The organism is Pseudomonas abieticivorans, assembly GCF_023509015.1.
GTDB lineage: Bacteria > Pseudomonadota > Gammaproteobacteria > Pseudomonadales > Pseudomonadaceae > Aquipseudomonas > Aquipseudomonas abieticivorans.
Window position 1 is genome coordinate 5,194,730 of the sequence record NZ_CP094975.1, and the last position, 26,470, is coordinate 5,221,199.

General features: G+C 62.2%; 22 protein-coding genes. 15 read left to right on the plus strand and 7 right to left on the minus strand.

What is annotated here, in order from left to right; translation table 11 throughout:
- Positions 1 to 135: 135 nt before the first annotated feature.
- The 3 genes from L9B60_RS23695 to L9B60_RS23705 all read left to right on the plus strand — a co-directional run bounded on the left by L9B60_RS23695 (position 136) and on the right by L9B60_RS23705 (position 3,002).
- Positions 136 to 726, plus strand: coding sequence for a TetR/AcrR family transcriptional regulator (locus tag L9B60_RS23695; protein ID WP_249673397.1), 591 nt, complete (start codon positions 136 to 138; stop codon positions 724 to 726).
- A 26-nt stretch (positions 727 to 752) separates the two neighbouring features.
- On the plus strand, positions 753 to 1,430 hold the full coding sequence (locus L9B60_RS23700; protein WP_249673398.1) for a type 1 glutamine amidotransferase domain-containing protein: 678 nt from the start codon (positions 753 to 755) through the stop codon (positions 1,428 to 1,430).
- 117 nt (positions 1,431 to 1,547) lie between these two features.
- The gene (locus tag L9B60_RS23705) at positions 1,548 to 3,002 is read left to right on the plus strand and encodes an aldehyde dehydrogenase family protein (RefSeq protein WP_249673399.1); all 1,455 of its coding nucleotides are present in this window, start codon (positions 1,548 to 1,550) and stop codon (positions 3,000 to 3,002) included.
- Between the two features lie 133 nt (positions 3,003 to 3,135).
- Here L9B60_RS23705 and L9B60_RS23710 read toward each other — a convergent pair whose 3' ends face one another.
- Complete coding sequence (locus L9B60_RS23710) at positions 3,136 to 4,323, minus strand: MFS transporter (protein ID WP_249673400.1); 1,188 nt, start codon at positions 4,321 to 4,323, stop codon at positions 3,136 to 3,138.
- Positions 4,324 to 4,491: 168 nt separating this feature from the next.
- On the opposite strand from L9B60_RS23710, the gene L9B60_RS23715 reads away from it, so the two are divergent.
- On the plus strand, positions 4,492 to 5,250 hold the full coding sequence (locus tag L9B60_RS23715; protein ID WP_249673401.1) for a FadR/GntR family transcriptional regulator: 759 nt from the start codon (positions 4,492 to 4,494) through the stop codon (positions 5,248 to 5,250).
- Positions 5,251 to 5,283: 33 nt separating this feature from the next.
- Here L9B60_RS23715 and L9B60_RS23720 read toward each other — a convergent pair whose 3' ends face one another.
- Positions 5,284 to 6,111: an NAD-dependent epimerase/dehydratase family protein gene (locus L9B60_RS23720; protein WP_249673402.1), complete on the minus strand. Its 828-nt coding sequence runs from the start codon at positions 6,109 to 6,111 to the stop codon at positions 5,284 to 5,286.
- Positions 6,112 to 6,194: 83 nt separating this feature from the next.
- Positions 6,195 to 6,920, minus strand: a complete 726-nt coding sequence (locus tag L9B60_RS23725) for an oligogalacturonate-specific porin KdgM family protein (protein WP_249673403.1) — start codon at positions 6,918 to 6,920, stop codon at positions 6,195 to 6,197.
- Positions 6,921 to 7,279: 359 nt separating this feature from the next.
- Here L9B60_RS23725 and L9B60_RS23730 point away from each other — a divergent pair, with 359 nt between their 5' ends.
- The 8 genes from L9B60_RS23730 to L9B60_RS23765 all read left to right on the plus strand — a co-directional run bounded on the left by L9B60_RS23730 (position 7,280) and on the right by L9B60_RS23765 (position 17,329).
- Positions 7,280 to 8,434 (plus strand): mandelate racemase family protein, encoded by a 1,155-nt coding sequence (locus L9B60_RS23730; protein ID WP_249673404.1) that lies wholly within the window; start codon positions 7,280 to 7,282, stop codon positions 8,432 to 8,434.
- 72 nt (positions 8,435 to 8,506) lie between these two features.
- Entirely contained in the window at positions 8,507 to 10,117 is a 1,611-nt protein-coding gene (locus L9B60_RS23735) for an ABC transporter substrate-binding protein (RefSeq protein WP_249673405.1), read from the plus strand.
- A gap of 84 nt (positions 10,118 to 10,201) precedes the next feature.
- Positions 10,202 to 11,215 carry an ABC transporter permease gene (locus tag L9B60_RS23740; RefSeq protein ID WP_438866152.1) on the plus strand — a complete coding sequence of 338 codons (1,014 nt, stop codon included), beginning with the start codon at positions 10,202 to 10,204 and terminating at the stop codon, positions 11,213 to 11,215.
- Between the two features lie 51 nt (positions 11,216 to 11,266).
- A complete protein-coding gene (locus L9B60_RS23745) occupies positions 11,267 to 12,877 on the plus strand; it encodes an ABC transporter substrate-binding protein (protein WP_249673407.1) in 1,611 nt (536 codons plus the stop codon).
- Between the two features lie 62 nt (positions 12,878 to 12,939).
- Positions 12,940 to 13,857 carry an ABC transporter permease gene (locus L9B60_RS23750; RefSeq protein ID WP_249673408.1) on the plus strand — a complete coding sequence of 306 codons (918 nt, stop codon included), beginning with the start codon at positions 12,940 to 12,942 and terminating at the stop codon, positions 13,855 to 13,857.
- An 11-nt stretch (positions 13,858 to 13,868) separates the two neighbouring features.
- Complete coding sequence (locus tag L9B60_RS23755; RefSeq protein WP_249673409.1) at positions 13,869 to 14,708, plus strand: ABC transporter ATP-binding protein; 840 nt, start codon at positions 13,869 to 13,871, stop codon at positions 14,706 to 14,708.
- A gap of 10 nt (positions 14,709 to 14,718) precedes the next feature.
- Positions 14,719 to 15,495 carry an ABC transporter ATP-binding protein gene (locus L9B60_RS23760; protein ID WP_249673410.1) on the plus strand — a complete coding sequence of 259 codons (777 nt, stop codon included), beginning with the start codon at positions 14,719 to 14,721 and terminating at the stop codon, positions 15,493 to 15,495.
- 16 nt (positions 15,496 to 15,511) lie between these two features.
- Positions 15,512 to 17,329 carry a glycoside hydrolase family 28 protein gene (locus tag L9B60_RS23765; RefSeq protein WP_249673411.1) on the plus strand — a complete coding sequence of 606 codons (1,818 nt, stop codon included), beginning with the start codon at positions 15,512 to 15,514 and terminating at the stop codon, positions 17,327 to 17,329.
- 30 nt (positions 17,330 to 17,359) lie between these two features.
- On the opposite strand, the gene L9B60_RS23770 is transcribed toward L9B60_RS23765, so the two are convergent.
- The 4 genes from L9B60_RS23770 to L9B60_RS23785 form a co-directional block, all read right to left on the minus strand.
- Positions 17,360 to 18,340 (minus strand): aldo/keto reductase, encoded by a 981-nt coding sequence (locus tag L9B60_RS23770; RefSeq protein WP_249673412.1) that lies wholly within the window; start codon positions 18,338 to 18,340, stop codon positions 17,360 to 17,362.
- 98 nt (positions 18,341 to 18,438) lie between these two features.
- Complete coding sequence (locus L9B60_RS23775) at positions 18,439 to 19,743, minus strand: c-type cytochrome (protein WP_249673413.1); 1,305 nt, start codon at positions 19,741 to 19,743, stop codon at positions 18,439 to 18,441.
- 11 nt (positions 19,744 to 19,754) lie between these two features.
- Positions 19,755 to 21,530 (minus strand): GMC family oxidoreductase, encoded by a 1,776-nt coding sequence (locus L9B60_RS23780; protein WP_249673414.1) that lies wholly within the window; start codon positions 21,528 to 21,530, stop codon positions 19,755 to 19,757.
- 96 nt (positions 21,531 to 21,626) lie between these two features.
- Positions 21,627 to 22,343: a gluconate 2-dehydrogenase subunit 3 family protein gene (locus tag L9B60_RS23785; protein WP_249673415.1), complete on the minus strand. Its 717-nt coding sequence runs from the start codon at positions 22,341 to 22,343 to the stop codon at positions 21,627 to 21,629.
- Between the two features lie 234 nt (positions 22,344 to 22,577).
- Between L9B60_RS23785 and L9B60_RS23790 the strand changes: the two genes are divergently transcribed.
- The 3 genes from L9B60_RS23790 to L9B60_RS23800 all read left to right on the plus strand — a co-directional run bounded on the left by L9B60_RS23790 (position 22,578) and on the right by L9B60_RS23800 (position 26,437).
- The gene (locus L9B60_RS23790; RefSeq protein ID WP_249673416.1) at positions 22,578 to 23,630 is read left to right on the plus strand and encodes a LacI family DNA-binding transcriptional regulator; all 1,053 of its coding nucleotides are present in this window, start codon (positions 22,578 to 22,580) and stop codon (positions 23,628 to 23,630) included.
- 193 nt (positions 23,631 to 23,823) lie between these two features.
- The gene (locus L9B60_RS23795) at positions 23,824 to 25,026 is read left to right on the plus strand and encodes a mandelate racemase/muconate lactonizing enzyme family protein (protein WP_249673417.1); all 1,203 of its coding nucleotides are present in this window, start codon (positions 23,824 to 23,826) and stop codon (positions 25,024 to 25,026) included.
- A 31-nt stretch (positions 25,027 to 25,057) separates the two neighbouring features.
- A complete protein-coding gene (locus L9B60_RS23800) occupies positions 25,058 to 26,437 on the plus strand; it encodes an MFS transporter (protein WP_249673418.1) in 1,380 nt (459 codons plus the stop codon).
- The last annotated feature ends 33 nt before the right edge of the window (positions 26,438 to 26,470 follow it).

The following is a 26,470-nucleotide window of genomic DNA, read 5'->3' on the forward strand; positions in this document are numbered from 1 at the left end:
ATGGGCGTTGGTTGGCAATGCACGTGTCCGTCATGTCCGAAATCCTTGCGGATACGACATTGTGAGGGTTTGCCGCCGCCCCTACCATTCATCTCAACGGCCTAGACGACTGGTCTACTGAAGCGGCGATGCGCGATGAACACTTTTCAAAACAGAGACACCCGGCAGCACATTCTCGACATCGCCCAGCAGATCGTCGGCAAGAAAGGCTTTTCGGCGGTGGGTTTGAACGAAGTGCTGGCAGCGGCACAGGTGCCCAAAGGCTCGTTCTACCACTACTTCAGCTCCAAAGACGCCTTCGGTGAAGCGCTGCTGGAGGATTACTTCGAAACGTACCTGGCGCACATGCAGCAGGTCTTCCAAAGCGCCATGCCTGAGCGTCACAAGTTGTTCGTTTACTGGCAACACTGGATCGACAACCAAACCGCCTGCAGCGATGCCGGCAAGTGCCTGGCGGTGAAGCTGGGTGCGGAAGTGGCCGACCTCTCCGAACCCATGCGCCTGGCACTGAACCGCGGTACGGCACGAATCATTCACTGCCTGGCCGATGCCATTGAGCGGGGCCAGCAGCAAGGCTCACTCAAGCCTGAACCACCGCCCCAGGCGCTGGCCTCGCAACTGTATGCACTGTGGCTGGGCGCCAGCGTAATGGCCAAGATTACCCGTACCGCCCAGCCCTTCGATGAAGCGCTGTCGATGACCCGTTTGATGCTCAACCCTGTTTGAACTTAATCACTATCGAGGAAGCAACGATGAAAGTATTAATGGTTTTGACCTCCCACGACCAACTGGGCAACACCGGCAAGAAAACCGGTTTCTGGCTTGAAGAGTTCGCGGCCCCTTACTACACCTTCAAGGATGCCGGCGCTGAGATCGTGCTGGCGTCACCGGCCGGTGGCCAGCCGCCCCTGGACCCGAAAAGCGACGAGCCGGACTTCCAGACCGAACTGACCCAGCGCTTCAAGGCCGACCCGGCCGCCCAGCAGGCCCTGGCCAACACCGTGAAACTTGACACCCTGGCGTCCAGCGATTTCGACGCGGTGTTCTACCCCGGTGGCCATGGCCCGCTGTGGGACCTGGCCGAATCGAGCACCTCGATCGCGCTGATCGAATCGTTCGAGCGCGCCGGCAAGCCGATCGCATTCGTCTGCCATGCACCCGGCGTGCTGCGTCACGTCAAGGCAGCCAATGGCCAACCGTTGGTCAAGGGCCGACGCGTCAGCGGCTTCACCAATTCGGAGGAGGCGGGTGTTGGCCTGACGGACGTGGTGCCTTTCCTGATCGAAGACGAGTTTCAGGCCTTGGGTGGCCTGTACGAGAAAGGTGCCGATTGGCTGCCCTTCGTCATCGAAGACGGTTTGCTGATCACCGGGCAAAACCCGGCCAGCTCCGAAGCGGCCGCCAAGGCGCTGATCAAGGCCCTGTCCTGATTCACCGGCGCTAACGCCCCGAGTTCCGTCATAACGTCATCCTCGAACAGACGCCTCAAAAGTCTGTTCGGCGGATGGCTGCGCTCAAAAATCAGCTTACCCAGGAAGTTAGACACCATGGCTACTGTGCTTGAAAAAACCGTGACCTCGCCGATTTTCGACGGCCCTTACTACCTCAGCATCGACGGCAAACTGGTGCAAACCAGCGATACTTTTCCGGTGATCAACCCCGCTACCGGCCAAGTGTTCGCCCATGCCCCCGCGGCCAGCGCCGAGCAACTGGACAGCGCGGTGGCGGCCGCCAAAAAGGCTTTCAAAAGCTGGGCGGCGCTGGGTTATGACCGCCGTGAAATCTACCTCAATGCCTACGCCGACGCCTTGCAGCAGCACCGCGACGAACTGGCCCAGTTGCTGACCCTGGAGCAGGGCAAGCCACTCAAGACCATGGCGGAACCTGAGGTGGACATGTCCATTTCGTGGATCCGCCAGATTGCCGCACGGCGCATCCCGGTCGAGATCGTCGAAGACAACGACAGCCATAGGGTCGAGCTGCACCACACCCCGCTGGGTGTGATCGGTGCCATCACCCCGTGGAACTTCCCGGTGCTGCTGGCCCTTTGGAAAGTCGCGCCCGCCCTGATTGCCGGCAACACCATGGTGATCAAGCCTTCGCCGTTCACGCCGCTGTCCACCCTGCGCTTCGGTCAGATCGCCCAAAGTGTGCTGCCACCAGGCGTGTTGTCCATCGTCTCGGGTGGCAACGAACTGGGCCCGCAAATGACCGCGCACCCCGACATCGCCAAGATCAGTTTTACCGGCTCGACCGAAACCGGCAAACACGTGATTCGCTCGGCGGCCGCCACGGTCAAGCGCTTGACCCTGGAAATGGGTGGCAACGACGCGGCTATCGTCATGCCGGACGCCGATTGGCAGGCGATCATCGCGCAATTGTTCTGGGGGGCGATCGGTAACTCCGGGCAGTGGTGCGTGGGTATCAAGCGCCTGTATGTGCACCGCTCGTTCCACCCAGCGTTCGCCGCCGCCTTTGTCGACTATGCCAAGCAGCAGAAAATGGGCAACGGCCTGGACCACGAAGTCATGGTGGGCCCGGTGCAAAACAAGATGCAGTTCGACAAGGTCAAGACCTTCCTCGACGACATCAAGCGCAATGGCTACACGGTAGCGTTGGGCGGTGAAGTGGACGACAACAGGTCCGGTTACTTCATCCCCGTGACCGTGGTCGACAACCCGCCGGAAAGCGCCATGATCGTGCAGCAAGAGCAGTTCGGGCCGATCGTTCCGATCCTGGTGTACGACGACATCGAAGACGTGATCGAACGCGCCAACGTCAGCCCGTTCGGCCTCGGTGGTTCGGTGTGGGGGCGTGATACACAAGCAGCGGTGGCCGTGGCCAATCGGTTGGAAACCGGCATGGTGTGGGTGAACGAGATTCACACCCAGGGCATCGACGTTCCGTTTGGTGGTCACAAGCAGTCAGGGCTGGGTACCGAGCATGGGCATGAGGGGCGGTTGCTGTTTACTAACCCGAAAACGGTCTTGATCAAAAAGTGAGGGGGAACATTACGGCGACCTAAAGCCCAACCCCCAAGGCTGGCCTATTGATCTGACAGGCCATGGCACGCTGCAGCAAACGTGGGAGCGAGCATGCTCGCTCCCACACATGGCCCGTCAGGCCAAGTGGCTCTCAATCCCCACCCTTCATCCGCCGCGCCAGCAGGTAAATCCCCAGCCCCACCAATGCCGTCGCCGCGCCGATGTAGCCGGTGCTGGTCCAGCCCAACCCTGCGGTAATCGCCATGCCGCCAAACCATGGCCCCAGTGCGTTGGCCATGTTGAACGCCGCGTGGTTGGACGCCGCCGCCAAGCTCGGTGCTTCATGGGCGATGTCCATCAGGCGGATCTGCAAGGGCGCCGCCAAGGCCACCATCGTACCGACCAGGCCGATCCCCAGCATGACGCCCCCCAGCGAACCTGCCAGAAAGGGAAACAGCAACAGCACCATCATCGACCACACCAACAGCAAACCCACCGCGCGAAATTGCAGGCGGTCGAACAGTTTGCCGCCGGCGATGTTACCGATGATGCCGCCCACCCCGAAGGCCGCCAGGCCAAATGGAATCCACTCTGGTGTCACGTGGGTCACCTCCAGCATGGTCGGGGCCAGGTAGCTGAACACGCAGAACATCCCGGCAAAACCGATGGCGCCGATGGCCAGGGCCATCCAGATTTGCGGCTTGGTGAAGGCGCTCAGTTCCTTGCGCGGATCGCTGCGCGGCTCGTCATGGCGGTCCGGCACGTAACGCCAGACCAAGGCGATGGTGCACAGGGCAATAGCCCCCACCAGCGCAAAGGCCGAGCGCCAGCCAAAAAACTGCCCCAGAAACGTCGCGATCGGGTTGCCCAGCAACATGGCCAGGGTCAGCCCCATCATCACCCGCGCCACCGCGCCGGCGCGCTTGTTGGCCGGCACCATGCTGGAGGCCACCACCGCTGCAATGCCAAAGTAGGCCCCGTGCGGCAGGCCGCTGATGAAGCGGAACATCACCAGGCTGCCAAAGGTGGGCGTAAATGCGGTGGCCAGGTTGCCCAAGGCATACAGTGCCATCAGCCACATCAGCATGTGTTTGCGCAGCAGCTTGGCGCCCAGGATGGCCAGCAGCGGCGCACCCACCACCACGCCCAAGGCGTAGGCGCTGATGGCATGGCCCACCTGCGGCTCGCTCAGGTGCAGGTTGTTGGCGATGTCGGGCATCAGGCCCATGATGGCGAACTCGCCCGTGCCGATGGCGAAACTGCCCACGGCCATGGCCGCTTCCATTTTGGCAGCGGCGCGCGCGGGCAGCACAACCCCGGGTGTTTGCTGGATGGACATGCGTCGCTCCGTTGTCAAATTGTTGCAAAAGGTAAAACCATCGATGATAGCGAAGCGGCGGCCAAAGCGTCTAGGACGGCGTTTGCCAAGGTACGCCCGGCCTGATGCGTTGTCGTACAACCAAATGAGCTATGATGGGCGCTCATTCGAAGATCGAGAAACCTGTTCTTGAAGGACAACCCAGACGCCCAATCCAGTGTTCGCCGCCGGCATCGCAGCCTGGCGGAGGACCTGGTCACCGAACTTTCCCGGCGCATTTGCAGTGGTGAGATGGGGCGCGCCACCAAGTTGCCCACCGAGTCTGAGGTGATGCAGGAGCACGGTGTCAGCCGCACCGTGGTGCGTGAAGCCATGTCACGCCTGCAGGCGGCAGGCTTGGTGGAAACCCGGCATGGCGTGGGTACGTTCGTATTGGATGTGCCGAGCCCCAGCGGTTTTTTGATCGAGCCGGGCAGCATTGTCACGTTGCAGGACGTATTGGCGGTGCTGGAATTGCGCATCAGCCTTGAGGTCGAGGCCGCAGGCCTGGCCTGTTCACGACGTACCGAGCAGCAATTGCAACTGATGCGCGACTCGCTGGACGCCCTGAACTCCAGGGTTATCAGCGTGGAGTATGCGGTGTCTGCGGATTTCCAGTTCCACCAGCAGATCGCGCTGGCCACCGGTAATCGTTACTTCACCGACATCATGCTGCACCTGGGGGTCAGCATCCTCCCGCGCGCGCGCAGGCACTCCACGCGGGTGGTCAATAACAATTCAGAGCCTTACCTGGAGCGCCTGAGCCGCGAGCATGAAGACATCTACCGCGCCATCGCCCGGCGCGATGCCGACGCGGCCCGGGCCGCGATGCGCCTGCACCTGTCCAACAGCCGCGAGCGGATGCGGTGCGCCTATGAGGCTGCCGATGCCGAGGCGTTGAACGGCTGAGCCCTGCCTCAAGCACACGCCCCGGCGAAACACTCAATCATCGCCGAACGGCCCCGCCACAGTGAATGGCCCCCCTTGAAATCCACTGCCGGGCTGTTGCTCGGCAGGTTTGGTTTGTTGTTCTACCTGTGCGCGAAAGACCTGCGAGTTGTCTTGCGGGGCAAACCCCAGGTGGGCGGCGTGGCGGTTGTTCCACCACGGGTCGCGGTTGTTGGAAACACCGTAGACCACGGTGTGTTCGACCTGATCGGCCAGCAGGGCGCGGGCCACCAAATGTTCCAGGTCCGGGTAGCTCAGCCAGGTCGAGAGCATGCGCCGGTTGCGGGGCTGCGGGAATGACGAGCCGATCCGTACGCTGACGGTTTGGATGCCATATCGGTGGAAGTAAAACGTTGCCATGTCTTCGCCGTAAGCCTTGGACAGGCCGTAATAACCATCCGGCCGGCGCGGGGAATGTGCATCCACTTCGACGCCCTGGGGGTAAAACCCGGTGACGTGGTTGGAGCTGGCGAACACGATGCGCTTGACCCCGTGTTGTCGGGCCGCCTCGTAAACATGAAACGTGCCGCGGATATTGGCTTCCAGAATCTGTTCGAACGGCCGCTCCACGGAAACCCCGCCCAGGTGCACGATCGCATCGACGTCTTTGACCAAGGCGGCAACACCGGCTTTGTCGGCCAGGTCGCAGTAGGCCACTTCATCGTGTTTGCCACGGCTGGGCGTCATGGGGCTGATGTCCGAGGCCCGCACTATGTGTGCGTGCGTTGGCAGGGCTTCTCTGAGTACCCGGCCCAGGCCGCCGGCGGCGCCGGTCAGCAGGATCCGGTTGAAAGGTTTGGGCGTGGCGGGGTGTTGGGTCATGGTCGGGTCTTCCTTGGGGCGGTGTTCGCGTGGCATTTGAGGGAGCGCTTGCCCGGGTAGGTGAGGCAAGCGCCAGGCAGGCATTACTTGAAGTTGTACTGCACACCCAGCCGCCAGCGGGCCTGGCGGTCGTCAGAGGTGGTGTTGACTTTGATGTCACCGATTTCCATGAACGGAACCCATTGCTGGGTGAGCTTGTATTTGATGGACAGGTTCTGTTCGTAATCGCTTTTCTTGTTGTCGTAGCGGATGTAATCGGTCTTGAAGTAGATGAACTGATATTCGTATGCCCACCGACTGGCCGGCGTGTAGCCGAGCCACCCTTCGAAGCGGTTGATGTGCTGGTCGTCCTTGGCGTGGTCGGCCATGTCTTCATCAATCTTGTCGCGGTCCAGCTTCTTGGTGTCCAGGCGATAGCGCGTGGCCATGTAGAACGCATCGTTGATTTTGTATTTGTACTTGAGGCCGAACTTGTAGGTGGTGGCGTCGCTTGAGCTGTCCATCTGGAAGGCGGGCGTCAACGTCGATCGAGGGCTGAGCAGGTAGTTGTAGTTCACCGAGAACTCATGGCCGTTGTTGACCATGTTGTCGTAGGCAATGTCCTGGCGATCGCCGGCGGTGCGGTATTTCATTTCCGCTTCAAAGCCCAGGCCACTGTCCATTCGGTAATTGAGCTTGATCCGGTCGGCGTGGGCACGGTCTTCATCGGTGTATTGGTGGCGATAGTCGAGGCTGGCCGTGTCAGCGTGCGCGTGGAAAGGCAAGACGAGGGTCGCGGCAGCGACGAGGGTGCGTAGGGTGGTGTTCATACGGTCTTCTTTTTTGTTTTTGTTAGGGTCGTTTGAAGGGCGCGGCGGGCTGTGTGGTGTTGCGTTCAAATCTCATTTGTGATTTTGATATACGTTATCGTACGACAAGATGACTCGTCTAGCATCTCTCAACGTTTTTAAGCTGATATTTTGTTTCTGTCCCGATAAATAGGGTGTTTTAGATGAGGTGTTTTGAGTGATGGTTATTGGGATGGTAGGCGGATTTACGGTGTTTTGTGCTTCAAGGGCAGGATGTGACAGGTTTTAGAGGGGGTTTTCAATCGTTGTACGATGACATATGATCAGCGGCAACAGACGATGCTCCTGTCAAAAATCCAATAAAAAGGCTGAACACGCCCATGAGAATCACCGCAGTCAATGTCCAGGTTTTTTCCTACCCCACCCGCCGCGCAGTCGACAGCGCGGGCCATGCACACCCCGGCGACGTCACCCAGGCCCAGATGGCTCTGCTGCGCATCCGCACCGAAGGCGGTGACGAAGGTTATGCCTTCGGTGCTCCGGAACTGGTCCGTCCCTATGTACTGGATGGCTTCGTGCGCAAAGTGCTGGTGGGGCAGAACGCGTTTGATCGCGAAAAAATCTGGCACGACCTGGCTCACTGGCAGCGCGGTAGCGCCAGCCAGTTGACCGACCGCGCGCTGGCCTTGGTAGATCAAGCCTTGTGGGACTGGGCAGGGCGCAAACTCGGCGTGCCGGTGCACAAGTTGATAGGCGGGTTTCGCGACAAGGTGCCGGCTTACGGGTCCACCATGTGCGGCGATGAATTGCCTGGCGGCCTGGCGACACCGGAAGACTATGGGCGCTTTGCCGAAACATTGGTCAAGCGTGGCTACAAGGCCATCAAGTTGCACACGTGGATGCCGCCGGTGTCTTTCGCGCCAAGCCCGCGCATTGACGTCAAGGCATGTGCCGCGGTGCGCGAGGCGGTAGGGCCAGGCATCGCCTTGATGCTGGACGGTTACCACTGGTACAGCCGCACCGATGCCCTGTACATCGGGCGGGAATTGGAGAAGCTCGACTTTGCCTGGTTCGAGGAGCCGATGATGGAGGAGTCTGCCGAGTCCTACGGCTGGCTGGCGGGGCAGTTGGATATACCTGTGCTGGGGCCGGAAACCTTGTCGGGCAAGCATTTGAGCCGCGCCAGTTGGGTCAAGCACGATGTGTGCGACATCCTGCGGGCGGGCGTGGCCGGGGTCGGGGGGATCGGTCCGTGCCTGAAGGTGGCGCACCTGGCCGAATCCTTTGGCATGGACTGCGAGATCCATGGCAATGGCGCGGCAAACCTGGCGGTGGTCGGGGCAATCAAGAACTGCACCTGGTATGAGCGCGGGTTGCTGCACCCCTACCTGGATTACGACGAGGTGCCGGCGTACCTCAAACGCCTGGTCGACCCTATGGACAACGAAGGTTTGGTGCACCTCAGCGACTTGCCGGGCTTGGGCGAAGACATTGATTTCGACTACATCGAGACCCACACCCTAAACAGTTTCTGACGTGTACACGGGCTACCCGGTACAGGCCGGTTAGCCCGAGCGCCCTATAAATATAAAAAAGGCACTCTGGTTATGAACATTCTTGCTTCGCTGTGGGCGCGGGTACTGGCAGCCGCCCTGATGGCTGGCGCTGTGCCGCTGGCCCATGCCAAAACGCCGGCCGACCAATTGATTATCGGCATGAGCATGGTCAACCTGTTGTCCCTGGACCCGGCGGCAGCTACCGGGCTGGATGTGTCCGAGGTCAATGCCAATCTCTATGACATGTTGCTGGTGCAGGACGCCGCCCAGCCAGACCGCTTGTTGCCGGCCCTGGCCGAGCGGTGGCAGGTCAGTGATGACCGCAAGACCTTGACCTTTAACCTGCGCCCGGGCGTGCGGTTCCAGTCGGGCAACCCTTTGAGCGCCCAAGACGTGGCCTGGTCACTGCAACGGGTACTCACGCTAAACCTGGCACTGGCTTCGACCTGGAAAGCCTATGGTTTCACGGCCGAAAACGCCGAGCGCTACCTGCGGGCCCTGGATGACAACACCGTTGTCATCGAGCTGCCACGGCCAACCGACCCACTGCTGGTGCTCAACACCCTGGCGACGTCGCCCAGTGCGTTTATCCTGGACCGCAAGAAAGTCCTCGAACATCAGAAAAACAACGACCTTGGCGCCGCCTGGCTGGTGACCCACGCCGCTGGCAGTGGTGCCTTCGTGCTCAATGACTGGCGTGCCAATGACGTGATTCTGATGAGCCGCTTCGACGGTTATTGGGGCGGGCCGGCCAAGCTCAAACGCATTGTCATGCGCAACATGACTGAATCGCAGTCGTTGCGGTTGATGATCGAACGCGGGGACCTGGACATCGCCAAGGGCATGTCGGCGCCGGACATCGCCGCCTTGCAGAAAAATGACAAGGTGCGCACCCAGAGCTTGCAGCGCGGCACGATTTATTACGTCGCGTTGAGCGTGAAACAACCGATGTTTGCCGACCTGCGGGTGCGCAAGGCCGTGCGTTCGCTGATCGATTACCAAGGCATCAATCAGACCGTCATGCCTTATTACGGCGTGCCCAATCAGCGGCCAGTGCCACTGGGGCTGGCGGCACGCCTGCCCGACCCCGGTTACCGGTTGAACGTCGAGCAGGCCAAGGCGTTGCTGGCCGAAGCCGGCTACCCCAATGGCTTCAAGACCACCGTGCGGGTGCTGGCCGAACCGCCCTTTATCAACATCGCCTCCAACCTGCAGTCCACGCTGGCCCAGGCGGGGATCGAGGCCAGCATCATCACCGGTACCGGTAACCAGATCTATGGCGCCATGCGTGATCGCAACTTCGACATCATCGTGGGCCGCGGTGGCGGCGGGGCAGAGCGGCACCCGCATTCCAGCCTGCGCACCCTGGTGTACAACCCGGATAACCGCGACCAGGCCAAGCTGACCAACTTCCAGGGCTGGCGCACCTCCTTCTACAGCCCCGCGCTGAACCAACTGATCGAGCGGGCTGAAGTTGAGCCCGACGCCCAACGGCAACTGGCCGAGTATCGAGAAATCCAGACGCAACTCGATGAGCAAGTGGCGGCCATTTTGCCGGTGTCGCAGATGACCGATACCGTGTTGGTCTACGCCGACGTGGCTGACTATCAAGGCCATAGCGCCGCGACCACGCGCTACAAAGACGTCTACAAGAAACGCTGAGACGCACGGATGAAATTCGCGTGCCTGGTGCACCGGTGATCGATTTATCAGGAGCTCACTATGTTTGTCATGACTGCCTCTGCCATGGGCGCTCGCGCTTCCACGACTGCCCGGCGCGCCAGCACGGTGCTGGTGACGTTGCTTGGCCTGCTGGCACTGACGTTCGTCATTGGCCGGGTCATGCCGCTGGACCCGGTACTGGCGGTGGTTGGGCCGGATGCCGACAGTTCCACCTACAACCAGGTTTACCAGGCGATGGGGCTGGACAAGCCGATCTGGACCCAGTTCGGCCTGTACCTCAATGACCTGCTGCACGGCAATTTCGGCAACGCCCTGTTGACCGGCCACCCAGTGCTCGATGACATCCGGCGGGTGTTTCCGGCAACGATCGAACTGGCCACCTTGGCCATCCTGTTTGGTGTGCTGATCGGCCTGCCGCTGGGCGTGTGCGCGGCCAGCAACCAAGGGCGACTGGGTGATCATGTTGCCCGGGTGATCACGCTGTTTGGTTACTCCACGCCGATTTTCTGGCTGGGCATGATGGGCCTGCTGGTGTTCTACGCCTGGCTGGGCTGGGCCGGCGGTGCCGGGCGTATCGACCTGGCCTATGACGGCATGGTGCCCGAAGTGACCGGCCTGTTGCTGATCGACACCAGCCTGGCGCGAGACTGGGAAGCACTTGCCAGTGCGCTGCGCCACATCGTCTTGCCGGCGCTGATTCTGGGCCTCAATTCGGTGGCCTACATCAGCCGCATGACCCGCAGCTTCATGCTTGAGCAGTTGTCCCAGGAATACATCATCACCGCTCGGGTCAAGGGCCTGTCGCGCCGCCAGGTGGTCTGGGGGCATGCCTTTCGCAATATCCTCGTGCAACTGCTCACGGTGGTGGCGCTGGCCTATGGCTCGTTGCTCGAAGGTGCCGTGCTGATCGAAACCGTGTTTGCCTGGCCCGGGTTCGGCCAGTACCTGACCAGCAGCCTGATGCTGGGCGACATGAACGCGGTGATGGGCTGCGTGCTGGTCATCGGCTTGATTTTCGTTGCGCTCAACCTGATCAGCGATGCCCTGTACAAGGTGTTCGACCCGCGCACCCGTTAAGCCGTAACGGGGCGGCGGTACCGGTAAAACTATAAAAAGAAGGATTCTTGAATGAACACTGCACTGTCGAAACTGCACCTGGGCTTGCTGGCCGCCCTCTTGGCATTGGGGCCGATTACCGTGGCCACTGCCAAAACCCCGGCAGACCAACTGATCGTAGGCATGAGCATGGTCAACCTGTTCTCCATCGACCCGGCCAATGCGCCGGGCCTGGATGCCTCCGGCGTCAATGCCAACCTTTATGACACCCTGGTCAAACGTGACCAAGGCAACCCGGAAAAACACCTGCCGCAATTGGCCGAGCGCTGGGACGTCAGCGAGGACGGCAAGCAGGTGACGTTTCATCTGCGCCCGGGGGTGACGTTTCATTCCGGCAACCCCCTGACCGCCGAAGACGTGGCCTGGTCGCTGTACCGGGTGATGAAGCTCAACTACGGCCTGGCGACCACCTGGAAAGCCTACGGCTACAGTGTCGATAATATTCGCTCGTTGATCCGCGCCAGTGATGCCCAGACCTTGGTCATCGACTTGCCGCACACGACGGACCCGCTGCTGTTGATCGACTCGTTGGCCACCTCGCCAAGCGCCGTGGTGGTGGACCGCGAAACGGTGTTGGCCCACGAGAAGAACGGCGACTTGGGCGCAAGCTGGTTGGTGACCAACGAAGCCGGCAGCGGGCCGTTCGTGCTGAGCAAATGGAGCGCCAACGACGTGCTGCTGCTCAGCCGTTTCGATGGCTACTGGGGCGGTGCGGCGCAACTCAAGCGCGTGGTGGTGCGCAACATGACCGAGTCCCAATCCCTGCGCCTGATGCTCGAGCGCGGCGACCTGGACCTTGCCTACGGCATGGCGGCACCGGACATCCGGGCCCTGGACGGCGAGCAGAACGTGCACGTGCAGTCATTGCCGCGCGGCACGATGTACTACGTGGCCCTGAGCATGAAGCAAGCGCAATTCGCCAAACCCCAGGTGCGCGAAGCGGTGCGCAACCTGATCGACTACAAGGGCCTGGATGAACAAGTGATGCCCTACTACGGCAGGCTCAACCAGCAACCCATGCAACTGGGCCTGGCAGCGCGCCTGCCTGACCCGGGTTACCACATGGACGTGCCCAAGGCGAAAAAACTGCTCGCCGAAGCGGGCTACCCGCAGGGGTTCAGCACCACCATCCGCACGCTGTCCGAGCCGCCGTTCATTGACATCGCCGCGCGCCTGCAAGCCACGTTGGCCGAAGGCGGGATCAAGGCTACGATCGTCACGGGCACCGGCAACCAGGTGTACGGCGCCATGCGCGCGCGCAATTTCGAGATCATCGTTGCCCGGGGCGCAGAGCGCTACCCGCACCCCTATTTCAGTTTGCGCACCTTTGCCTACAACCCCAACAACAGCGATGACGCGGGCTTGCCGAACTTTCAGGGCTGGCGTGCCTCGTTTTTCAACCCGCAGCTCAACAGCCTGATCGACCAGGCCGGGGTGGAACGCGACGGGGCTCGGCGGCTCAGCCTGTATCACCAGGCACAGGCACTCTACGACCAGCAAGTAGGGCCGATCCTGATGATTTCGCAAATGACCGACACCGTGGTCAGCGCCGCCGATGTCAAGGGTTTCGCTGGCGACGATGCCGAGGCGACGCGTTACCTGGGTGTCTACAAACAACGTTGAAGGCTGCCGGCTGCGCGTGCGCGCACGCCGGGTGATTTTCACCTTTACCCGAGAACCTGCTCATGATTGCCGACGTGTCTCCCTCCGATTCCAGTGCCCAGCGGCGGCTGGACCATAGCCCAGGCTCCAGCTTCGACGCGCTTTGCAAAAGCGCTTTGAAAGTGCTGCGCCACCTGGTGCGTAACCCCATGACCCTGGCCGGGTTGCTGGTCGCGATGCTGTTGGTCGTGGTCGCCGCCTTCGCGCCCTGGATCGCCACCCATGATCCGGTGGCGCAGAACCTTGCCACTGCGCTGCAGGCACCGGGTGCCGCCCACTGGTTCGGCACCGACGAATATGGCCGCGATATCTTCAGCCGGCTGGTCTACGGCTCACGCATCACCCTCTACATCATCACATTGGTCACGGTGATCGTGGGCCCCATCGGCCTGTTCATCGGCACGGTGTCCGGTTACTTCGGTGGCTGGGTAGACACGGTTTTCATGCGTTTGACCGACATCTTCATTTCGTTCCCCAGCCTGGTATTGGCGCTGGCGTTCATTGCCGCGCTGGGCCCTGGCCTGGAGCATGCGGTGGTGGCCATCGCCTTGACGTCCTGGCCGCCGATCGCGCGTTTGGCGCGGGCCGAGACGCTGGCACTGCGCAACGCAGATTTTGTGGTGGCGGTGCAGCTGCAGGGCGCTTCGTCATCGCGAATCATTGTGCGGCACATTGTGCCGATGTGCCTGTCCTCAGTGATTATCCGCCTGACCATGAACATGGCCGGCATCATTCTCACCGCTGCCGCCTTGGGCTTTCTTGGCCTTGGGGCACAGGCACCCTCGCCGGAGTGGGGCGCAATGATCTCCACCGGCCGGCGCTACATGCTCGAGTGCTGGTGGCTGGTGGCGGTACCAGGCGCGGCGATCATGCTGGTGAGCCTGGCGTTCAACCTGCTGGGCGATGGCCTGCGGGATATTCTCGATCCGCGCAGCGAGTAACCGGAGGCTATATGTCTGCAATCAAATTGAAGGTCGAAGGGCTCAATGTGTGCTTCGTCAATGGTCACAAGCAAACCCATGCGGTACGGGACGTGTCCTTTACCCTGGGGCGCGAAAAGCTGGCCATCGTTGGCGAGTCTGGCTCGGGCAAATCGACGGTGGGGCGCAGCCTGCTCAAGCTGCACCCTGGCAGCGCCCGCATCACCGCCCAGGCCATGCAGTTCGGTGATGTCGACCTGTTGTCGGCCAACGAAAAGGTCATGCAGAAGATCCGCGGTCAGCGCATCTCGATGGTGATGCAAGACCCCAAGTATTCGTTGAACCCGGTGGTGCGGGTGGGCCAGCAAATCGCCGAGGCGTACCTGGCCCACCACAAGGCCAGCCGCGCCGAGGCCCGGGAGCGGGTCCTGGAGATGCTCGCGAAGGTGCATATCCGCGACCCGCAGCGGGTCTACGACCTGTACCCCCATGAAGTCTCCGGTGGCATGGGCCAGCGCATCATGATCGCGATGATGGTCATCACCCGCCCCGAAATCATTATTGCCGACGAGCCGACGTCGGCCCTGGATGTCTCGGTGCGCCAGCAAGTACTCAGCGTGCTCCAGGAGCTGGTCGAGCAGCAGGAGATGGGGCTGATATTTGTCAGCCACGACCTCAACCTGGTACGCAACTACTGTGACCGAGTGCTGGTCATGTACGCCGGGCGGGTGGTGGAATCACTGGCCGCCTGTGACCTGAAACATGCCCAACACCCCTATACCCGTGGCCTGCTGGCGGCGCTGCCGAGCATGGACAATCGCCGCGAGCGCCTGCCCGTGCTGCAACGCGACCCACTCTGGCTGACTTGCTGAGGAAATGACCATGCCTATGATCCACGCACGTGCACTTGACCTCAGCTTTGGCTCGGGGCCCAGCCTTAACCAAGTGCTGCACGATGTCAGCCTCAGCGTTGCCGATGGCGAGTCCTTTGGCCTGGTGGGGGAGTCCGGTTCGGGCAAGACCACCGTACTGCGTTGCCTGGCCGGGCAATATCGGCACTGGAGCGGCGAGTTGAGCATTGCCGGTGTCGCGCTGCAGCACGCCCCGCCCAAGAGCCACTTCCAGCATGTGCAGATGGTGTTTCAAGACCCTTATGGCTCCCTGCACCCGCGCCACACGGTCGACACCGCGTTGCGTGAGCCGCTGGTGATTCACGGGGTAAGCGACAAGGACGACCGCATCCACGAGATCTTGCTCAAAGTCGGCTTGAACGACAGTTACCGCTATCGTTACCCGCATCAATTATCGGGGGGCCAACGCCAGCGCGTGGCGATTGCCCGTGCGTTGATTCTTCAGCCCCGGGTATTGCTGCTCGACGAGCCGACGTCGGCGTTGGATGTTTCGGTGCAGGCCGAAATCCTCAACCTGCTGGCGGACCTGCGCCAGCGTGAAAAGCTCACCTATCTGATGGTGACCCACGACTTGGGTGTGGTGACGCATTTGTGTGATCGGGTGGCGGTGATGCAGCAAGGCAGGATCGTCGAGTTGCTCGACAGCCAGGCCCTCAGCCAAGGGCTGGCGACTCATGCCTACACCCGGATGCTAGTGCAGGCCAGCCGTGATTTCAGCCACGAAACCGAGCAACAGCGTGCTGGTTGAGCCCAAGGAGTTTTTAATGCCGTGTGAACCTTGTGCCGTGGCACCCTCCACGTACCGTCTGGCGCGACCGTTGCTGGTCGCCCTGGCCTTGAGTTGCAGTATGCAAGCCTGGGCGCTGCAAGCGCCGACGCGCCTGCAAGTGCCGACCCTGGCGGTCGATGATCAGCAGGTCATCCTGGTGTGGGACAAGCCGCCGGCCCATGCCGACATCAAGGATTACCGGGTCTACGCCAATGGCGTGTTGCTGGGCAGCAGCAATGCCAACAACGACCACGTCTCGCCAGCCAAGCCTTACTTCGACCACTTTTACGCCCAGGACACCCGGCACTTTCACTACCGCATCGGCCTGCACAGCTACACCGCCCAAGGGCTCAAGCCCGATACCGAGTACCGTTTCACCGTGCGCGCGGTGGGCGCCGACGGCCAGGAATCTGCCGACAGCCAGGCGTTGGTGCAGCGCACCACGCGGGTTGCGGCGCTGTTTGACGTGAAACAGTACGGTGCGAAGGGGGACGGTACCCATCTCGATACCCTGGCCATCCAACGGGCCATCGATGCGTGTACCCCAGGTTGCAAAGTCTTACTGCCCAAAGGCGTGTACAAGAGCGGCGCGCTGTACCTCAAAAGTAACATGACCTTGGAAATCGCCGAAGGCGCGACGCTGCTGGGTTCGCAGCGTGCCGAAGACTACCCGCTGGCCGGTTACCGTCAATATCCGTACTCGACCACCGTGCGCCCGGCCTCGCTGATCAATGCCTTGCCACGCGACCCACGCCAGCATCAGGCGTTCGAAAACATCCGCATCGTGGGCAAGGGCACCCTTGACGGTAATGGTTGGAAGCGCGGCGCCGATGGCGTGGACGAACGTGGCCAGCCCACGCCGTTCTACCTCCCCAGCGATAACACGCGCTACCCACAGGACGGCATCCTGGCCAAGGCTCAGGTCGAGCAGGCGGTGGCACGGGGCATGAATGTCAAAGATGCCTACGGGCAGATGCGCTCGTCGCTGATCACCCTGCGCCATGTGAAGAACGTGTTCTACGGTGGTTTTACCCTGCAGAACCCGGCGTATCACGGGATCATGAACCTGGAATCCGAAAACGTGGTGTTGGCCAATGCCACCCTCAGGACCTACGACGCCAACAACGGTGACGGTATCGAGTTTGCCAACAGCAAAGGGGCGATGGTCTTCAATAACGTGTTCGACACCGGTGATGATTGTGTCAACTTCGCGGCCGGTACCGGCGCCGATGCGGTGCATCAAAAACCTCAGGAAGATGCCTGGATCTTCAACAATTACTTCGCCAGGGGCCATGGCATGGTGGTTGCCGGCAGCCACACGGGCGCCTGGATTCAGAACATCCTGGCAGAGGACAATGTCGCGGACGGCACCGATGCCGGGCTGCGCATGAAAAGCACCACGTTCATGGGCGGCGGTGCAAGGCAGGTCATCTTCCGCGATTCGGCCCTGCGCAACACGGTCAAGCAGGCTTTCATTTTTACCCTCGACTACAACGACCCGAATGCCAAGCTCGATTACCGGCGCTCAGCGGTCTCCGGGCAATTCAGGGACGTGCAAGTCAGCGACGTGACTGTCGAAAATGCCCGGGGCATGGCGATCCAGGTCAAAGGCGATAGCCACGGCCCGGTGTTCCACCAAGGCCTGGCCTTTGAGCGCGTGCGCTTCAGCGGGCAGGGCAAAGTCCGCATCGAGGAATTGAAAGACTCACGCTTTGAAAACGTGGAGTTCAGTGAACAGGGCACTGCCAACCCCTGGCAGATTACCCACAGCCAGGGGCTTGAGTTCAAGCATGTACAGCCACCGCCTTTATAGGGGATGCCTTGCGGCCAGCTTGTCCGGCCACTATGCCCACGCCTTCGGTACCCTGCCTGCGGCGGCCTCCACCTGGAGGCTCACCGCATCCAGCCGGCCAATCTGCTCCAAAGACAACGCCACCGAAAGGGCGCCCAGGTTGTCGTTCAATTGGCTTGCCGTGCGCGGCCCGATAAGGGGAGTCGCGCCGTGGGTACCGGCCCAGGCGATGGCCACCTGGCCTGCGGTAACGCCCAGTTCTTTGGCCACCGCTAGCACCGTGTCGAGTACCTGCGTGCGCTGGGCTGAGTTTTCCGCCTGGAACACCCGGCCGCCAAAACCTTCGGCGCGGCCTTTTTCACCTTGCCGGTACTTGCCGGTCAGCATGCCGCCGCCCAGTGGTGACCAGGTGACAACGCCCAGCCCCAGTGCCTGGCAGGCGGGAAACAGATCCGCCTCGGGCTCGCGATGCACCAGGCTGTGTTCGAACTGTGCGGCTGCAATCGGCACCGCGCCGGTCAACTCGGCCAAGGTCACCGCGCGGGCCAGTTGCCAGGCGGGGAAATTTGAAAGGCCCGCGTAGAGGATCTTGCCGGCGCGTGCCAGGTCTTCAAAGCCGCGTACCAGCTCTTCGGCGGGCGTCACACCATCGGGGTGGTGCGCCCAGTAGATATCAATCCGATCCGTGTTCAGGCGCTTCAAGCTGGCCTCGACCGAGGCCACCATGGCTTTGCGGCTGTTGCCTGTCACCAGCCGATTGGCCTCGGCGGCCGCGCCATTGGTGAACTTGCTGGCCAGCACGAATTCCTCGCGTCGCCCCTCAAGCAACGTGCCGAGCAGTGTCTCCGATTGCCCGAATTGATAGATGTCTGCCGTGTCGATGAAGTTGCCGCCGGCTTGGGCGTAGGCGTTAAAAATCGCTTCGCTGGCGGCGGGGTCGGCGCCGTAGCCCCAGCCGGTACCGAAGTTACCGGTGCCCAAGGCGACTTGGGACACCTTGAGGCCTGTCTTGCCGAAGGCTGCGTATTTCATGGTGAACTCCACGAGAGGGATGACTTAGGTATTACAGTCATAATTCCATGTTTTTCGCAACCACTTGGCAAAACGGGGCCTCGCGCCGCTGCTGCCCATTAGCCGGGCCCCGCCATCACTGGCCCCACCTCCAACGCCGCCCGCGCCTTGGCCACCTGTTGCGCGCTAACCCCAGGCGCCGCATTACCCCAGCTATTACGCACATAGGTCAGTACCGCCGCAATATCCCCGTCATTTAACTTCCAGCCAAACGAAGGCATGCCCGCAGCCGTCACGTTGCCTTCGGTCGCCGCCGCGCGGCCGCCCTTGAGCACCGCGCTGATCAGGCCTGCGCCGCTACTGGCGCGCATGCCTGGGTTGTCGGCGAATGCCGGCACCATGCCGTTGATGCCTTCGCCCTGCACGTTGTGGCAGGCCATGCAGTGGGTTTCGTAGACGTGGGCACCACGCTGCATCACCGGGCTGTTGGCCGACAGGGCGGCCGGGGCTTGCGTGCCGGAACCTGGCAGGGATTTGAGGTACAGGGCAATACTGGCCAGGTCCGCGTCATTGAGGTATTGCGTCGAATGCTCGACCGCTTCGCCCATGGCGCCGGCAGCCACGGCCTGGTGGTTGCTGCCCACCTTCAAGTATTGCTGTATTTGTTCGCCGCTCCAATGGCCCAGCCCCAGGTGCGGGTCGTTGGTGATTTCCGGTGCATGGCCGCCCAAAAGGTCGGCGCCTTGCAGGTAGGCCGAGGTGTCGCCGCCCAAGGCGTTCTTGGCGGTATGGCAGGCGGCGCAGTGGCCTGCGCCATCGACCAGGTAGCGGCCGCGGTTCCATTGCGCCGATTGCTTGGGCGCGGCCACGTAGCCTGCGTTTTTGAAGAACAGCAGGTTCCAGCCCAGCATGGCCAGGCGAATGTTGTACGGGAAACCCAGGGTGTTTGGCTCGGGTGCTTGCTTGACCGGGGCCAGTGAGCGCAGGTAGGCCCAGAGGTCATGCAGGTCGCCGTCGCTCATGTTCACGTAGGCGTTGTAGGGCATGGCCGGGTAAAGCAGTTGCCCGTCCTTGCGTTTGCCATGGCGAACGGCGCGCATGAAATCACGCTCGGTCCAGCTGCCGATACCGGTGTCGGTGTCTGGGGTGATGTTGGTCGAGTTGATCACGCCAAACGGCGTCTGCAAACCATAACCACCGGCAAACGCCTGGCCGCCAGGCTTTGTGTGGCAGGCTGCGCAGTCACCCTGCACGGCCACGTAGGCGCCGCGCTGGATGGCCGCGGGGTCCGGCGCAGAGGCCTCTGCCGCGCGGATCTGGTTGTCGCCTGCATCGTCTGCCCGGGTGCTGCCATTGAGGTAAAGCGCCGTGCCCACACCTACCACCGCGACGATGGCCAGCCCTGCGATTATCGTGTTTTTCATGGGGTGCGTCCTTATGCCTGAACCAGGGGGCCTGGGCTTTTCAGGTACTGTTCCTTGATCGCCTTGGCCGTCCACAGCGCCAGCGCGCCGATGGTGACGGTGGGGTTGAAACCGCCGTTGTTGGGGAACGACGAGGCACCCAGCACGAATACGTTGTGCACCTCCCAGCTCTGTTGGTAGCGGTTCAGGGCGCTGGTGTTCGGGTCGGTGCCCATCACCACGCCACCGATGGTGTGGGACGAATCGTTGGAGCGGAACGGGGTGTAGTGGTCGTCGGCAAAGTTGTACGACTCGATGTGCGTGCCCCCCACGGCCTTGGCGATGGCCTCGCATTTTTGTCGCACGAATTCGCCGGAGCGCTTGTCGTTGAGGTTGTAGTCGAAGGTCATGCGCATCAGCGGCCGGCCGTAGTTGTCCTTGTAGGTGGGGTCCAGGTCGAAGTACATGTCTTGATGGGAGTAACTGGTGCCCTGGCCCTGCACCATCGCCCAGTTCTGATAGCTGTGCTGGAAGGCTTTTTTCCAACCCTTGCCCCAGGTAGGCGCTTGCTTGGGCAGCACGCCGGCCATGCCGATCGGCAGGCCGTTGTTGGACAGCGACTGAATGCCTGCGCCACCGATGAAGCCCAGCCCGCTGTGGTCGAAGTTGTCGGCGTTGTAGTCATCGATCTGGATGGCCAGGCAACCGGTGTTGATGAACGGGTTGAGGTGTTCGTTCTCAAACCACAGGTAGGCGTAGGACAGGGTCTGGAAGCTGTAATTGCGGCCGATCACGCCTTTTTTAGTGCGCGGGTCATACGGCTCGCCTATGCCTGACAGCAGCATCAGGCGCACGTTGTCGAGCTGGTAGGCGGCGACGATGACGATGTCGGCCGGTTGCTCGCCCACCACGCCGTCCTTGCCCACGAAAGTCACCCCGGTGGCGGTCTTGCCGTCGGGCGCCTTGTTGATGTGCAGCACTTCGGTCTCGGTCATGACCTCGAAGGTGGGCTGGCGCATCAACGCCGGGACCACGCAGGCGTTGGGGCTGCTTTTGGACCAGTTGCCGCAGCCGAACAGTTGGCAATAGCCGCAGTAAGTACAGGGGCCCATGTGCACGCCCAGGGCGTTGACGTAGGCGCGCGATATGGTACCGGCCGGCACGGGGAAGGGGTGCAGGCCCATCTGGGTGGTCTTCTGGGTGAAGATGTCATTCCAGCGGCTGGGCACCAGCGGCGGTGTCGGAAAATCACGGCTGCGCGAGCCCTCGAACGGGTTGCCGCCGGGGATGATCTGGCCCTTGATCACCCCGGCCTGGCCGCTGGTGCCGGCAATGCGTTCGAAGCGGTCGTAGAACGGCTCCAGCTCGTCATAGGTGATGCCCCAGTCCTGGACTTGCAGGCCGGGCACCAACTGCTGCTTGCCGTAGCGCTCGATGGTTTTGCTGTAAGGCTGGAAGTCGAACGGGTTGAAGCGCCAGGAGGCTGCGGCCCAGTGGGTGCCGGCGCCGCCGACGTTATAACCCAGGGTCAGGTTGCTCCACTCGCGCACTGGCAGCGCTTGCTGCGAGGCGTTGTTGCGAAAGGTGTAGGTTTCAAGCTTGGGCGGTTGCAGGATCTCTTTGCGCGTGGCCCAGCGCAGTTCATCGGTGTCCACAGACGGCGGAAAGTCGGTGGCGGTGTCGCGCCAGGCGCCCCGTTCGATGGCGACCACTTTCAGGCCCGCGCGGGCCAGTTCCTCGGCGATCACCGAGCCCGACCAGCCAAGGCCGATCACCACCACGTCTGCTTTAGGTCTTGCGTTTGCCATGGGTCAATCCTGTGTAGCGCGCAGCCGAGTGCCGTGCAGGGCCGTGTACTCGACTCGCAATAAAATGGGGGGCGTGCAGGGGAGGGCGGTGCGCCGCTAGCCGGCGTTGTCGAGCAGGCTCACCGGTTCGATGTTCAGCGCCATGCCTTTCTTGTTGAGGTAGGGGCGGTAGTCATAGCGCGCGCCGGGAAAACCGATCAGCTTCCAACCCACCATGCCCCGGTTGCCGCCGTACATCGGGTCGGCCAGGTAACCTTCGCGCACGTTTTGCAGCAGCAGGGCAAAAAAGTCGGCAGCCCCGGTAGCGGGCAGTTTCAGCGTGCCGCTTTCCAGGGTGCGCAACAGCGCGTCCTGGGTGTCACCGTCCAGTTCGCTGAAGGGTTTGCCATGCTGGGCCTGGCAGTAAGCGGCCAGGTCCTTGAGGCCGGTGCGGTAACGCTCGGCTGGCGTTTGCTTGAACTGCGGGCCTTGCTCGGGTGTGCCGGGCACGATGGGCCCCAGGCGATAGACACTGGCGGCCTGGCCGAAATCGCCGGCCAGCTCGCGATCGATAAAGGTCACGCAACCGGCTTCGCTGGCGCCCATGCCCAGTTCGTCCTCGGGGATCAATCGGTCGAATATCGCCGCCACTTCCCGGGCTTCTTGCGCGGTGAAAAACACCAGGGCGCCTGCGCGCGGCGGTTTGGGCAGGGCATCCGGCCGGGTGCCCACGGGCATCGGGGTGCGGGCGGTGATCACGCTCGCCCCTGCGGTGCCGGCCACGCCCAGTGCAGTCAGTTGCACGAGCGAGATCAAGGCGTCTCGTCTGTTCATGTTGATGAATTCCTCAGGTCTCACGGTGCAGTACGCCGCTGCAGGACGGGCAGTGCTCAGGCCCCGTTCCAGACGGGATGGCACGGCCACGCCCGGCGATTCTAGGGGTGCGACACTTCACCACGCCACAAACGCTTTGACGGTTTTACGTCAACGCAATCACTGTGAAGCGGCTGCACCTGATAGCATCCGCTGCACAACGCATTCTTAACCTGCGCGGGAACCCACGACACCATGGCGGGCATGCCACCAGACCACAACGATCCCTCGCGCGGCGCGGTTACCTTGAGTGATGTCGCGCGCCTGGCCGGCGTCGCGCCGATGACCGTGTCACGCTACCTCAACCAGCCTGAAACGGTACGCAGCGCCACGCGGCTGAAGGTGCAGCGCGCCATCGAACAGACCGGCTATGTGCAAAATCGCCTGGCCGGCGCGCTCAAGTCCAGCCGCAGCCGGCTGGTGGCGGTGGTGATGCCGATGGTCACCAACCCGATCTTCTCCGACACTTTCCAGGCCATCAACGAGCGCCTGGCCAAGGCGGGCTACCAGGTGCTGCTGGGGGTTTCGGGCTATGAGCGCGAGCAGGAACAGGAGCTGCTGGAAGTGATCCTCAGCCGCCGACCCGACGGCATCATTTTGACCGGCACGCTGCATACGCCCGCCAGCCGCAACCGCCTGCGCGCCGCCCGGGTGCCGGTGGTGGAGACCTGGGACCTGACCCCGGAACCCATCGACATGCTGGTGGGCTTTTCCCATGAGCAGGCCGGCCGCGGGGTGGCCCGCCAGTTGCTCGGCCAAGGCTATCGGCAGTTTGCCTTGCTGGCGGTGGACGACCCACGCGGCTTGCGCCGGGCGGCCAGTTTTACCCAATCACTGGCAGAAAGCGGCATTGTCGATGTGCACCAGCAGATCTTCCAGGGAACGCCCACGCTGGCCCAAGGCCGCGTGGGGTTGAGCGCCTTGCTTGCCCGACAAGCCATTGAGCCGGGTACGCCGTTGGCCGTGGTGTGCACCTCCGACACCATCGCCCACGGCGTGCTGACCGAAGCGGCGGCGCGGGGCATTCAAGTGCCGGGGCAGTTGGCGGTGATGGGCTTTGGCGACATGAGTTTTGCGGCCCATACCTTTCCTGCACTTTCCACGGTGCGAATCGATGGCGCGCTGATGGGCGACACGGCAGCGCAGATGTTGCTGGAGCGGTTGCAGGGGCAGGGCAGTGCTGGGGCGGTCAGGGATATTGGCTTTGTGTTGGTGCAGCGCGAGAGCACGGCTGATGTTTTGACCTGAGTTTCCCCCGGGCGCGCACCACAGCGTTCCCCCGGGGGGACGCTGTGGTGCGGCTATATGATATCGATACCATTTGACGGTTTTCCTTCATTTAGATAATTAGCGCTTGCCTTGCGCCAATTCGAGGATTAGCGTTAAAAGCATAAATGGTAACGATACCATTACCCCTGAAGCAGTCTCGGGAATAACAACAATGTCGACGATCACCTGCGTAAGAACGCTGCGCCTGCCGCAACGCCCCAAGCTGATATGGCTTGAAATCGAAACCGACGAAGGCCTGATTGGCCTCGGTGAAACCTTTCGTGGCGCCGCCACCGTTGAAGCGGCAGTACACGAGCTGATCGCCCCTGGCTTGATCGGTCGTGACTCGCGGCAGATCGAGGCCATCTCGCTGGAACTCACCACCCCCTACGTCGGCTACCACAGCGCCAGCGCCGAGATCCGCGCCGCCAGTGCGGTGGACATTGCCCTGTGGGACCTCAAGGGCCAGCGCCACGGCATCCCTATCCACGAAGCGCTCGGCGGCGCCTGTCGCGATCGCATCCGGGTGTACAACACCTGCGCCGGCTACGACTTCAACACCCAGCAAGGAGCGCGCCGTGAAATCGGCGAATCGGACCGCACCCAAGGCCCCTACGACGACCAGTTGGCCTTCAGCCGCGACGCCGGCGCCTTGGCCATAAGCCTGGTGGAGGAGGGCTACACGGCCATGAAGATCTGGCCCTTCGACCGGTTTGCACGGCAAGCGGGTGCCAATACCATCAGCCTGGCCGAAGTACGCCAAGGGGTCGAAGCCTTTCGCCAGATCCGCCAGGCGGTGGGCGATCGCATCGAAATCATGTGCGAACTGCACAGCCTGTGGGACAGCGCGGCGGCGCTGCGCATCTGCCAGGCGCTGGAAGAGTTCGAGCCCTACTGGGTCGAAGACCCGCTGTGCAAGATGGACGACGCCCAAGCGCTGGCCGACCTGCGCCGGCGCACCCGGGTGCCAATCTGCGCCAGCGAAACCCTGGGCGGCAGCGTGGCCTACCGCGATCTGCTCAACGCCGGCAGCCTGGACTACCTGATGTTGGACCTGGTGTGGTGTGGTGGCTTTACCGAGGCGCGCAAGATCGCGGCGCTCGCCCAGGCCTACAACAAACCGTTGGCGCCCCACGATTGCACCGGGCCGGTGGCCTTGTTCGCCGGGTTGCAACTGGGCCTGCATGCGCCCACCGCGGTATTGCAGGAAGTGGTGCGGGCGTCGTTGTCCACCTGGTATGGCGAGCTGGTCACCCACCTGCCCGAGATCAGCGCAGGGTTCGCGGCCGCGCCCACCCGTCCTGGTTTGGGCACGGCACTGCGACCGGAAATAAAGCAGCGCCCCGACGCCATCATCCGGGAAACCCATCGCTGATTGACCACTGCTGTCCGGGATCGAGAACACAATGAAAAAAATAGATTCTCTTCGCCGCTTCATTGCCCAGCATCGCCGTTACGAAGTGATCGCGCTGCTGTTCATCATGATGATCGTCAACCAGGGCGACCGCGCCACGCTGTCGGTGGCCGGTGCCAGTGTGTCCCTGGAACTGGGCCTGAGCCATGGCGAAATGGGCTGGCTGTTCTCGGCGTTCGCCTGGGCCTACATGCTGCTGCAATTACCGGGCGGCATTGCCATCGACCGCTTTGGCAGCATCAAGGTGCTGGGCGTGGCGATCATTGCCTGGTCGTTGCTGACTGCCGCCATTGGCAGCGTCGCGTTGATGCCGGTGGGCGTGGCGTTTTTCGCCGTGTTTGCCTTGCGCTTTCTGGTGGGGGTGGCCGAGGCGCCGTGTTTTCCGGCCAACAGCAAGATCGTCTCGATGTGGTTCCCCGCCGCTGAGCGCGGCACCGCCACCTCGATCTTCAATGCCTCGCAGTATTTTGCCGCGGTGGTGTTCACCCCCTTGTTGGCGTGGATCTCCACCCGCTGGGGCTGGCCGTGGATCTTCTATGTGATGGGGGTGGTCGGGGTCGCCATCGGCGCGGTGTTCATCGTGCGGATCAAGGCGCCGGTGAACCATGGCGCGCTGAGCCGCGTGGAGCTGGACGAGATCCGCAGCGGTGGCGCCAGCTTGCAGGAGCAACCCACGCAAACCGGCCAGCCGCACAACTGGCGTGACACCTGGGCCAGCGCCCGGGCCCTTGTGGGCCAGCGGATGTTCTTGGGTATTTACCTGGCGCAGTTTTGCATCAGCACCCTGACGTTTTTCTTCCTGACCTGGTTTCCGGTGTACCTGGTGCAGCAGCGCGGCCTGTCGATCCTCAACGCCGGCCTGCTGGCCGCGGTGCCGGCCATCTTCGGCTTTATCGGTGGCATCAGCGGCGGGCTGGTCTCGGACTGGATGCTGCGCAAGGGCCTGTCGTTGACGCTGGCGCGCAAGCTGCCGATCTTCATCGGCATGGCACTGTCCATGAGCATGATCCTGTGCAACTACGTGCAGACCGACGCGCTGGTGGTGGTGTTCATGGCCCTGGCGTTTTTCGGCAAGGGCATGGGCGCCCTGGGCTGGGCGATCATCGCCGACGTCTCGCCCAAGCGCAGCGCGGGCATGAACGGGGCGATTTTCAATACCTTCGGCAGCCTGGCCGGCATCGTCACCCCGGTGGTCATCGGCTACATGGTGCAGTCCATGGGCTCGTTCAACGGCGCCTTGATTTATGTGGCGCTCAATGCGGCAGGGGCCTTCATCAGCTACCTGTTTATCGTCGGGCCCTTGCATCGCCCTGACGACGCCGCCGCTGCGGCGCCAGAGCAAAAACTGGCGCCAGGCTTGCCGGCGCGCTGACACAACGGTTTTACGTTTCACCTCACAAGGACA

Excerpts from the sequence above, each read along its gene's own strand:
- L9B60_RS23760 (WP_249673410.1), top strand. The coding sequence starts at position 14,719 with ATGCCTATGATCCACGCACGTGCACTTGACCTCAGCTTTGGCTCGGGG.
- L9B60_RS23775 (WP_249673413.1), bottom strand. The coding sequence starts at position 19,743 with ATGAAAAACACGATAATCGCAGGGCTGGCCATCGTCGCGGTGGTAGGT.
- L9B60_RS23730 (WP_249673404.1), top strand. The coding sequence starts at position 7,280 with ATGAGAATCACCGCAGTCAATGTCCAGGTTTTTTCCTACCCCACCCGC.
- L9B60_RS23800 (WP_249673418.1), top strand. The coding sequence starts at position 25,058 with ATGAAAAAAATAGATTCTCTTCGCCGCTTCATTGCCCAGCATCGCCGT.
- L9B60_RS23770 (WP_249673412.1), bottom strand. The coding sequence starts at position 18,340 with ATGAAATACGCAGCCTTCGGCAAGACAGGCCTCAAGGTGTCCCAAGTC.
- L9B60_RS23725 (WP_249673403.1), bottom strand. The coding sequence starts at position 6,920 with ATGAACACCACCCTACGCACCCTCGTCGCTGCCGCGACCCTCGTCTTG.
- L9B60_RS23740 (WP_438866152.1), top strand. The coding sequence starts at position 10,202 with ATGGGCGCTCGCGCTTCCACGACTGCCCGGCGCGCCAGCACGGTGCTG.
- L9B60_RS23780 (WP_249673414.1), bottom strand. The coding sequence starts at position 21,530 with ATGGCAAACGCAAGACCTAAAGCAGACGTGGTGGTGATCGGCCTTGGC.
- L9B60_RS23785 (WP_249673415.1), bottom strand. The coding sequence starts at position 22,343 with ATGAACAGACGAGACGCCTTGATCTCGCTCGTGCAACTGACTGCACTG.
- L9B60_RS23700 (WP_249673398.1), top strand. The coding sequence starts at position 753 with ATGAAAGTATTAATGGTTTTGACCTCCCACGACCAACTGGGCAACACC.
- L9B60_RS23790 (WP_249673416.1), top strand. The coding sequence starts at position 22,578 with ATGGCGGGCATGCCACCAGACCACAACGATCCCTCGCGCGGCGCGGTT.
- L9B60_RS23745 (WP_249673407.1), top strand. The coding sequence starts at position 11,267 with ATGAACACTGCACTGTCGAAACTGCACCTGGGCTTGCTGGCCGCCCTC.
- L9B60_RS23750 (WP_249673408.1), top strand. The coding sequence starts at position 12,940 with ATGATTGCCGACGTGTCTCCCTCCGATTCCAGTGCCCAGCGGCGGCTG.
- L9B60_RS23755 (WP_249673409.1), top strand. The coding sequence starts at position 13,869 with ATGTCTGCAATCAAATTGAAGGTCGAAGGGCTCAATGTGTGCTTCGTC.
- L9B60_RS23710 (WP_249673400.1), bottom strand. The coding sequence starts at position 4,323 with ATGTCCATCCAGCAAACACCCGGGGTTGTGCTGCCCGCGCGCGCCGCT.
- L9B60_RS23795 (WP_249673417.1), top strand. The coding sequence starts at position 23,824 with ATGTCGACGATCACCTGCGTAAGAACGCTGCGCCTGCCGCAACGCCCC.
- L9B60_RS23695 (WP_249673397.1), top strand. The coding sequence starts at position 136 with ATGAACACTTTTCAAAACAGAGACACCCGGCAGCACATTCTCGACATC.
- L9B60_RS23720 (WP_249673402.1), bottom strand. The coding sequence starts at position 6,111 with ATGACCCAACACCCCGCCACGCCCAAACCTTTCAACCGGATCCTGCTG.
- L9B60_RS23705 (WP_249673399.1), top strand. The coding sequence starts at position 1,548 with ATGGCTACTGTGCTTGAAAAAACCGTGACCTCGCCGATTTTCGACGGC.
- L9B60_RS23735 (WP_249673405.1), top strand. The coding sequence starts at position 8,507 with ATGAACATTCTTGCTTCGCTGTGGGCGCGGGTACTGGCAGCCGCCCTG.
- L9B60_RS23765 (WP_249673411.1), top strand. The coding sequence starts at position 15,512 with ATGCCGTGTGAACCTTGTGCCGTGGCACCCTCCACGTACCGTCTGGCG.